This window comes from Variovorax sp. 20P10.2.4 (assembly GCF_058244205.1).
In genome coordinates this window covers 1-8,760 of record NZ_JBZAYE010000292.1, presented here as the reverse complement: position 1 = coordinate 8,760, position 8,760 = coordinate 1, and the positions used below count along the sequence as shown (strand labels likewise).

Here is an 8,760-nt window from a genome sequence, read left to right as displayed (position 1 = left end):
GCGGGGCTGGCGCAGGTGGCGCTCGAGCGGGGGTTCGAAAAGGTGTTCCTGCAGGTCGAAGCGCAGAACGATCCCGCGCTGGCGCTGTACCGGCGCGCGGGTTTCGAGACGCGCTGGCAGTACCGGTACTGGCAGCCTTCGGCCTGAAAACGGCGAGCTCAGTCCCGCGGCTCGAGCTCCAGCCCGAAGCGCACCTCGTCCAGTGCCGCATCGACCAGCGCCAGCGGATCGTCGAAGCCCGGCGCGAGCTTGAGGATGCCGCGCAGCCGGTGATCGATCAGCAGCACCGCGAGCCCGTGCACATAGCCCCAGGCCGAGGTCATCTGCATGGCTTCGGCATTGCTCAGCGAGGTGGGCGGGCTGTCGGGCAGCCGCGGCGCGCCGCCGATGATCGAGGCCATCACGCGCATCGCCTCGGCGGCCGCGGCGCCCAGCACGGGGTGCAGCATGTCGATCTTCTCGGTGCGGAACATCAGCCCGAACAGCGCCGGGTTCTCGTGCGCGAAATGCACGTAGGCGCGGCCGATCGCGTTGCGCCGCGCGCCGGCGTCGGCACCCTCGGGCGCCGAGGTGCGCATCGCGTCGGCCAGGCGATGGAACCCCACGGCAGCGAGCGAGCTCAACAGGCCGGTGGTGTCGCCGAAGTGGTGCTTGGGCGCGGTGTGCGAGACGCCCGCTTCGCGCGCGATCGCGCGCAGGCCGAGCCCGGCGATGCCATCGCGCTGCAGCACGGTCTCGGCCGCGGCCAGCAAGGCATCGGGCAAGGCGCCGTGGTGATAGCGACGGGCCGGCGCGGCGGACTCGGCCGGTGTGGCCGCTGCGGCCGGCGAAGATTCGGCGGTGGCCGGCTCCGTGGAACGGGGACGGCGCGGACGAGAGGCAACAGGCATCCAAAAATCTTACCACTGGAAAAATCTCTTGACTTCACTAGATGGCTCGGCAATATTTCCACTGGAAAGATAAGCCCTCCACGCTTTTCCACCCCTACACCGGTCCCGGCCGACGATCCGAAGGAACCCTGATGAACGATGCCCTCACCCGCAGCGCCCCGCCTTCCAACATGGGCCCGATCGACTTCGAGACCGACGTCGGTCCGCTGCCGCTGAAGGGCACGCTGCCCGCCGGCCTGCGCGGCACGCTGGTGCGCAACGGCCCGAACCCAGTGGCGCCCGACCCGCGCGCCCACTGGTTCGCCGGCGACGGCATGCTGCATGCCTTCCACATCGCCGACGGCGCGGTGCATTACCGCAACCGCTGGGTGCGCACCCAGCGCTGGCAGGCCACGGTCGAAGGGCAGGAACGGCGCCGCGTCGGCTTCCAGAGCACCGAGGGCGAGGCGCCGAAGCGCGAGGACGACGGCACCGGCAACACCAACGTGATCGGCCATGCCGGCCGCATGCTCGCGCTCGAGGAGGCGCACCTGCCGATCGCGATGACGCTGCCCGGGCTCGACACGCTGGGCGCCACCGACCTCGACGGCCGCCTGCACGGCAGCTTCACGGCCCATCCCAAGACCGATCCGCGCACCGGCGAGCTGCTGTTCTTCGGCTACGGCACGCCCGCGCCGCTGTCGGCGGGCATGAGCTTCGGCAGCATCGCGGCCGACGGCCGCGTCACGCGCTTCGAGACCTTCGAGGCGCCCTATGCCAGCATGGTCCACGACTTCATGGTGACCGAGGGCCACGTGATGTTCCCGATCATGCCGATCACCGCCAGCCTCGAGCGCGCGCAGCAGGGCCGCCCGCCCTATGCCTGGGAGCCCGAGTTCGGCACCCGCGTCGGCCTGATGCCGCGCGGCGGCAGCAGCGCCGACATCGTCTGGTGGCGCGGCCCGGCCTGCTACGTGTTCCACGTGATGAATGCCTGGGAGGCCGACGGCAGCCTGTACGCCGACGTGATGCAGTTCGACACGCCGCCGCTGTTCCCGCGGCCCGACGGCTCGCCGATCGGCGCGGGCGATCCGCCCGCGCGCCTGGTGCGCTGGCAGTTCGAGCTCGCCAACCCGGCGCGCGAATTCACGCGCACCGTGCTCGATCCGCGCCCCGGCGAATTCCCGCGCATCGACGACCGCTTCGCCGGCCTGCCCTACCGCCATGGCTGGTACGTGCTGCGCGACGACGAGGGGCCGGCAGAAGCACGGCGCAACTTCGCGGGCCTCGCGCATGTCGACCATGCCAACGGCGAGCGCGGCATCTACCGGTTGCCGGCGCCCGACACGATGTCGGAGGCCGTGTTCGTGCCGCGCTCGGCGCAGGCCGAGGAAGGCGATGGCTGGCTGCTCGCCACCATCTGGCGCGGCGCCAGCAACACCAGCGAGCTCGCCGTCTTCGATGCGCGCGCCGTGGCCAACGGCCCGCTGTGCACCGCCGCGCTGCCGCACCGCGTGCCCGTCGGCTTCCATGGCAACTGGTTCGATGCCGCGGGCAGCGTGCCCGGCGCCGCCGTGCAGGCCGATGCGCAACCCACCGTCCGTTTCGGAGCGTCGTCATGAGCATGCTGCTGGCCTTCGCGCCCTTCATCGTCTTCGCGCTGTTCGATCGCCTGCTCGGCGTGGTGCCCGCGCTCTCGGCCGCGGCGGCGCTGTCGGCCGTGCTGCTGTTGCGCGACTGGCTCACGCCGAAGCGCACGGTCAAGGTGCTCGAGATCGGCACCGTGCTGCTGTTCGGCGGCCTGGCCGTGTTCGCGCTCGCCACGCACACCGAGTGGTCGCTGCTCGGCGTGCGGCTGCGCGTCGATGCGGGACTGCTGCTGGTGGTGCTGGCCTCGATGGCCATCGGCCAGCCCTTCACCCTGCAGTATGCGAAGGAGCAGACGCCGCCCGAGGTCTGGGTGCTGCCGGGCTTCAAGCTGGTCAACATGGTCATCACCGCCGCCTGGGCCGTGGCCTTCGCGCTGATGGTGCTGGCCGACGTGGCGATGGTCTACCTGCCTTCGCTGCCGCTGTGGGTGGGCATCGCGGTCACGGTCGCGGCCATCGTCGGCGCGATCCGCTTCACGCAGTGGTATCCCGAGCACATGCGCGCGCGCTTCGAGGCCGCGGCCGGGGGCTGAGCGCCCGCCCCCACGGGTGGCGCGGTCGGGCCATTGGTGCCACCATGGCCGGATGACCCACACGAACCACCATCATCTCCACCATCCCACCGAGCCCGTGGCCGCGCCGCGCGGCATCGACCACATCGTGGCCGGTGTGTCGGCCAGCGATGGCGACGGCGTGAAGCTCACGCGCGTGCTCGGCCAGCCGCTGCAGAAGCGGCTCGATCCCTATCTCATGCTCGATGCCTTCGGCAGCGACAACCCCGGCGACTACGTCGGCGGCTTTCCGAACCATCCGCACCGCGGCTTCGAGACGGTCACCTACATGATCGCGGGCCGCATGCGCCACCGCGACAGCGCGGGCCACGAGGGCCTGCTCGAGAACGGCGGCGTGCAATGGATGACCGCGGGCCGCGGCCTCGTGCACAGCGAATTGCCCGAGCAGCAGGAGGGCCTGATGGAAGGCTTCCAGCTCTGGCTCAACCTGCCGGCCGACGAGAAGCTGCGCGAGCCCTGGTACCGAGACATCCAGAGCGCGGAGATCCCCGAGTTCACCACCGCCGCGGGCGTGCAGGTGCGCGTGATCGCCGGCGCGAGCCACGGCATCGAGGGCGCCGTGCGGCGCGAGCGCACCGAGCCGCTGTACCTCGACATCACGCTGCCGCCGGGCGCCGAGTTCGCGCAGCCGCTGCCGCCGTCGCACAACGCGCTGGTCTACGTGTTCCGCGAATCGCTGTGGATCGCCGGCAGCGAGGTGCCGACGCGGCGCATGGCGATCCTCGCGAACGAGGCCGGCAGCGACGGCGTGCTGCTGCGCGCCGGCTCGACCAACCACAGCCCGGCGCGCGCGCTGCTGATCGCGGGCCAGCCGTTGCACGAACCCATCGTGCAGTACGGCCCGTTCGTGATGAACACGCCCGAGCAGATCAAGCAGGCGGTCGACGACTTCCGCCAGGGCCGCTTCGGCTGAGCCTGCGCCGACGCGGCGGTGCGGCCTGCGCCTACCGCGTGTCGGCATGGAGGTCGGCGCACGGGGCCGGGCGAGGCTTCTACGTTGCCTGCATGCCCCCCACGATCCGAAAAGGACAGGCGCCCGCCACGCTGCAGCGCGCCGAGTTCCATGAACGCTTCATGCAGGACTTTCAGGATCCGGCCTTTCAGGCCGAGTCCGACTCGCTGCGGCGCATCGAGCTGATCGCTTGGGAGGCCTACCACGAAGGCCGCAAGGCGCCCGTCACGCGCAAGGCCGGGCCCGGCTATGCCGATCCCGACTACGAGCTCTCGGTCGACTGGCTCGAGGCCAAGGCGCGCATCGACGCGGCGCATGCCAAGTGGGCCGACCCTCAGAGCCACTCGCGCGTGCTGCTGGTCAACGGCTCGCCGCGCAACGACGGCACCTGTCCCGGCGAGATCTCCAAGACCTGGCGCCTGACGCAGCTCGCGCGCGAGGTGCTCGAAGGCAGCGGCGTGAAGACCGACGTGCTCGACCTCAGCCTGCTGACCTCGGACTACGGCCGCGATATCCATCCGTGCAAGGGCTGCGTCTCCACCGCGATGCCGCTGTGCCATTGGCCCTGCAGCTGCTATCCCAACCATTCGCTGCGCCAGACCGGCGACTGGATGAACGAGATCTACGAGCGCTGGACCGCCGCGCATGGCGTGATCGTGCTCACGCCCGCCCACTGGTACCAGGCCACGAGCCCGCTCAAGCTGATGATCGACCGCCTGGTGTGCGCCGACGGCGGCAACCCCGATCCCACCAGCACGCACGGCAAGAAGGCCGAGGAGGCCAAGGCGCTCGAGCTCGAGGGCTGGGGCTATCCCAAGCATCTCGATGGCCGTGCCTATGGCGTGGTGGTGCATGGCGACGTGGCCGGCATCGAGAGCGTGCGGCGCAACCTCTGCGACTGGCTCGACTGGATGGGACTGATCGACGCAGGCAATGCCGCGCAGCTCGATCGCTACATCGGCTACTACGAGCCCTATGCCACCAGCCACGACACGCTCGATGCCGATGCCGACCTGCAGGAAGAGGTGCGCAACGTCGCGCGCGCGGTGGCGCAGGCGGTGCGGCAGCTGCGCACCGGCAAGCTCAAATCGCCTGACCGGGGGCTGAAGAGACCGCGTCCCAAGTAGCTCGCGCGCAAAAATTCACGGCGGCCCGCGCCGCCATTCATCATTCTTTACGCAGGCTCACGCGGGGCTCACGGACGGCTTACAGAAGGCTTCCACACTTCGTCTCACCAGCTGCCCATCGGCGGCGGTTCTTCGAAAGGAAGCACTCTCATGATCTCTCTCCGCCAACGCATCCTCTGGGCCGGCCTGCTGGGCTCGGCCGCCCTCGCATCGTCGGGCGCTTTCGCCCAGACGCCGGCGCCCACGACCGCGGCACCCGCCGCTGCCGTGGCGCAGGCGGATGGCGCGGCCCCGCAGCGCAAGGCCCACGCGGACCACAAGCGCATGGATCCGGCCAAGCGTTTCGAACGCATGCAGGAACATCGCGCCAAGCGTCTCGCGGCCCTCAAGGACAAGCTGAAGCTCAATGCCTCGCAGGAAAGCGCCTGGTCCAGCTACACCGGCGCGACGCAGTTCTCCGGCCCGCGTCCCGATGGCCAGCGCATGACCCGCGCCGACTTCGCCAAGCTGACCACGCCGCAGCGCATCGAACGCATGCAGGCCCGCCAGGCCGAACGCAGCGCGATGTTCGCCAAGCGCGCCGACGCCACGAAGTCCTTCTATGCCGCGCTGACGCCCGAGCAGCAGAAGACCTTCGACGCCGAGACCCTGCACTTCGGCGGCCACCGCTTCCATCGCGGCGGCCACCATGGCGGCCCCGACGCCCAACCGGCCAAGGGTTGAGCCCCGGCCCTCAGCGCTGTCGCCGAGGGTGGTCCATGACGAAGGCCCGCAACGCGCGAAGCGTTGCGGGCCTTTGTTCTGGTCGATCCGACCGATCCGATTACTTCGGCGTGCCGGTCTTCTCGGTCGGGTTGGTCGGCACCTCCGGACGCTCGCCCGGCTGGCCGAATTGCGGCTTCACCTTGCGCGCCTGCTGACTCACTTGCCAGCGCGACTGCTCGCCGGTCGGTGCCGTCACCATGTTCGGCTGGCCGTTCATCACGGTGCTGGCCTCGCCCTTGGGCACCAGGTTGTTGGTGTTGTTGCGGTTGTGCGCACGGGCCTCGGCGCGCACGGTCTCGAGCGACACCGGCGCATTGCCGTCGGGCTGCTGCGTGGGATTGGCCACGCCGGTCGGCGATTGCGTGCTGGCCTGGCCGCCCAGCGCCGGATCGGGTGCCGCGGGCATCGAGGAGGTCTGCGCCATCGCGAAGCCGCCCGCGCCCATCAGGCCGGCCAGCAGGGTCGCTCGAAGAAGTCGTTGCTGTGCGTGTTTCATGATCGGTTTCCTTTGCGTCTCGATAGATGGTGTGAAGAAATCGCGGACGCCTTCCCCGACGTCCTGAATTCACCGTAGGAGCCGCTCCGTTCGGGCCTTGTGGGGGTGCGTCAGGGCTGCCTGTAGGAGCCGGCCGGCCGCGCGCGAAGGCGCCGCGAGCCTGTCGCGTCGGAGGGCTGGAGGCGCCACGAGAAGGTGGCGCGTTCCTACAGGCGGGCACGGATCGAGCACGTACAACCCGAAATCCGATGTCCTCCACACCGATCTTCACGAACGAATCCGTCGCAAACGCGGAAACCGCCCACGCCGTGGGCGCGAATCCGCCCGGCCCCGTCACCGCGGCCGGACTCGCGGCCGCGCCCGTGTCGCTGAAGGTCATGACGGTGAACACCCACAAGGGCTTCACCGCGCTCAACCGCAAGTTCATCCTGCCCGAGCTGCGCGATGCGGTGCGCACCGTGGGCGCCGACGTGGTGTTCCTGCAGGAGGTGCTGGGCACCCATTCGCGCCATTCGCGCCGCGTGAGCAACTGGCCCGAGGCGCCGCACTACGAATTCCTGGCCGACACGATGTGGCCGCAGTTCGCCTACGGGCGCAACGCGGTCTATCCCAAGGGCCACCACGGCAATGCGCTGCTGTCGAAGTTTCCGATCGTGCATCACCGCAACCACGACGTGTCGGTGGCCGGGCCCGAGAAGCGCGGGCTGTTGCACTGCGTGCTACGGCTGCCGGGCCGCACGGTCGACGTGCATGCGATCTGCGCGCACCTCGGCCTGGCCGAGGCGCATCGGCAGCAGCAGCTCGAGCTCTTGTGCCACATCGTGCGCGACGAGGTGCCGGCCGACGCGCCGCTGATCGTGGCCGGCGACTTCAACGACTGGCGCGGCCGCGCGCATGCGACCCTGGCCGAGGGCGCGTCGCTGCGCGAGGTGTTCGTGCATGCGCACGGCCACGCGGCCAAGACCTTCCCTTCGCGCTTCCCGGTGCTGCCGCTGGACCGCATCTACGTGCGCAATGCCGGCGTGCACGCGCCGGTGGTGCTGCCGCGCCGGCCCTGGTCGCACCTGTCCGACCACGCGCCGCTGGTGGCCGAGATCGATCTCTGAAAGCGCATCCATCCATGAGCAACGGCAACCACTGGGTCGCGGGCAACCGCATCGAACTGCTCGAGAACGGCGAGCAGTTCTTCCCGCGCGTGTTCGAGGCGATCCGCGCGGCACGACGCGAAGTGGTCATCGAGACCTTCATCCTGTTCGAGGACAAGGTGGGCCTCGACTTGCACGCCGCCATGTGCGAAGCCGCTCGGCGCGGCGTGAAGGTCGACCTGATGATCGACGGTTTCGGTTCGCCCGACCTCTCGCGCGAGTTCCTCGAGGAATTGAGCAGCGCCGGCGTGAAGGTGCGCGTGTTCGATCCGGGCCATCGCTTCCTGGGCCAGCGGCTCAACGTGTTCCGCCGCATGCACCGCAAGATCGTGGTGATCGACGGCGAGCGTGCCTTCGTCGGCGGCATCAACTATTCGGCCGACCACCTGATGGACTTCGGCCCGAAGGCCAAGCAGGACTATGCGGTCGAACTCGCCGGGCCGATCGTGGCGCAGATCCACCACTTCGCGTTGCGCGCGATCGCGGTCGGCGGCAAGGGGCCGGGCTGGTTCCGGCGCCGGCTCAGGCAGGCGCCGCCCGTGGGCGACACGGTGGCCGGCGAGGCCGAGGTGATGTTCGTCACGCGCGACAACCGCCACCACACCAACGACATCGAGCGCCATTACCGCGCCGCGATCCGCAGCGCGCGCGAGCGCATCGTGATCGCCAACGCCTACTTCTTCCCGGGCTACCGGCTCATCAAGGAACTGCGGCGCGCGGCGCGGCGCGGCGTCGACGTGCGGCTGATCCTGCAGGGCGAGCCCGACATGCCGATCGTGAAGACGGCCGCGAGCATGCTCTACCACCACCTGCTGCATGCGGGCGTGCGCATCTACGAATACTGCGAGCGGCCGCTGCACGGCAAGGTCGCGCTGATGGACGACCGCTGGAGCACCGTGGGCTCGAGCAACCTCGATCCGCTGAGCCTGTCGCTCAACCTCGAGGCCAACGTGGTGGTGCGCGACGCGGCCTTCAACACGCTGCTGCACGAGCGCCTCGATCACCTGATGCAACACAGCTGCAAGCAGATCGACACCGCCGACCTCGCGAGCGAATGGAGCGGCTGGCGGCTGGTGCGCAGCTTCTTCATCTTCCACTTGATGCGCTGGTATCCCTCGCTGCTCGGCTGGCTGCCGCGCCACGTGCCGCGGCTCAAGCCGGTAGAGGTCACCGACCTCGGCGACC

At 69.7% G+C, this 8,760-nt stretch carries 10 protein-coding genes; 8 read left to right on the top strand and 2 right to left on the bottom strand.

Annotated features, from left to right (window positions below; all coding sequences use genetic code 11):
- Positions 1-15: 15 nt before the first annotated feature.
- Positions 16-147: a GNAT family N-acetyltransferase gene (locus AC27VN_RS23960; RefSeq protein WP_490878123.1), complete on the top strand. Its 132-nt coding sequence runs from the start codon at positions 16-18 to the stop codon at positions 145-147.
- Between the two features lie 11 nt (positions 148-158).
- Here AC27VN_RS23960 and AC27VN_RS23955 read toward each other — a convergent pair whose 3' ends face one another.
- Positions 159-764 carry a TetR/AcrR family transcriptional regulator gene (locus AC27VN_RS23955; RefSeq protein ID WP_490878122.1) on the bottom strand — a complete coding sequence of 202 codons (606 nt, stop codon included), beginning with the start codon at positions 762-764 and terminating at the stop codon, positions 159-161.
- 257 nt (positions 765-1,021) lie between these two features.
- Here AC27VN_RS23955 and AC27VN_RS23950 point away from each other — a divergent pair, with 257 nt between their 5' ends.
- The 5 genes from AC27VN_RS23950 to AC27VN_RS23930 all read left to right on the top strand — a co-directional run bounded on the left by AC27VN_RS23950 (position 1,022) and on the right by AC27VN_RS23930 (position 5,892).
- Positions 1,022-2,491 (top strand): carotenoid oxygenase family protein, encoded by a 1,470-nt coding sequence (locus AC27VN_RS23950; protein ID WP_490878121.1) that lies wholly within the window; start codon positions 1,022-1,024, stop codon positions 2,489-2,491.
- A complete protein-coding gene (locus AC27VN_RS23945; RefSeq protein ID WP_296788355.1) occupies positions 2,488-3,051 on the top strand; it encodes a hypothetical protein in 564 nt (187 codons plus the stop codon). The genes AC27VN_RS23950 and AC27VN_RS23945 overlap by 4 nt, the downstream gene beginning before the upstream one ends.
- Before the next feature lie 52 nt (positions 3,052-3,103).
- Entirely contained in the window at positions 3,104-4,003 is a 900-nt protein-coding gene (locus tag AC27VN_RS23940) for a pirin family protein (protein WP_490878120.1), read from the top strand.
- Positions 4,004-4,095: 92 nt separating this feature from the next.
- Positions 4,096-5,169, top strand: coding sequence for a flavodoxin family protein (locus AC27VN_RS23935; RefSeq protein WP_490878119.1), 1,074 nt, complete (start codon positions 4,096-4,098; stop codon positions 5,167-5,169).
- Between the two features lie 150 nt (positions 5,170-5,319).
- Complete coding sequence (locus AC27VN_RS23930) at positions 5,320-5,892, top strand: Spy/CpxP family protein refolding chaperone (protein ID WP_093343608.1); 573 nt, start codon at positions 5,320-5,322, stop codon at positions 5,890-5,892.
- Between the two features lie 100 nt (positions 5,893-5,992).
- On the opposite strand, the gene AC27VN_RS23925 is transcribed toward AC27VN_RS23930, so the two are convergent.
- Positions 5,993-6,430 carry a serine/threonine protein kinase gene (locus AC27VN_RS23925; RefSeq protein WP_296797906.1) on the bottom strand — a complete coding sequence of 146 codons (438 nt, stop codon included), beginning with the start codon at positions 6,428-6,430 and terminating at the stop codon, positions 5,993-5,995.
- 377 nt (positions 6,431-6,807) lie between these two features.
- Here AC27VN_RS23925 and AC27VN_RS23920 point away from each other — a divergent pair, with 377 nt between their 5' ends.
- Complete coding sequence (locus tag AC27VN_RS23920) at positions 6,808-7,536, top strand: endonuclease/exonuclease/phosphatase family protein (protein WP_172705372.1); 729 nt, start codon at positions 6,808-6,810, stop codon at positions 7,534-7,536.
- 14 nt (positions 7,537-7,550) lie between these two features.
- On the top strand, positions 7,551-8,760 hold a 1,210-nt coding region (clsB, locus tag AC27VN_RS23915), incomplete at its 3' end, for a cardiolipin synthase ClsB (protein WP_490878118.1).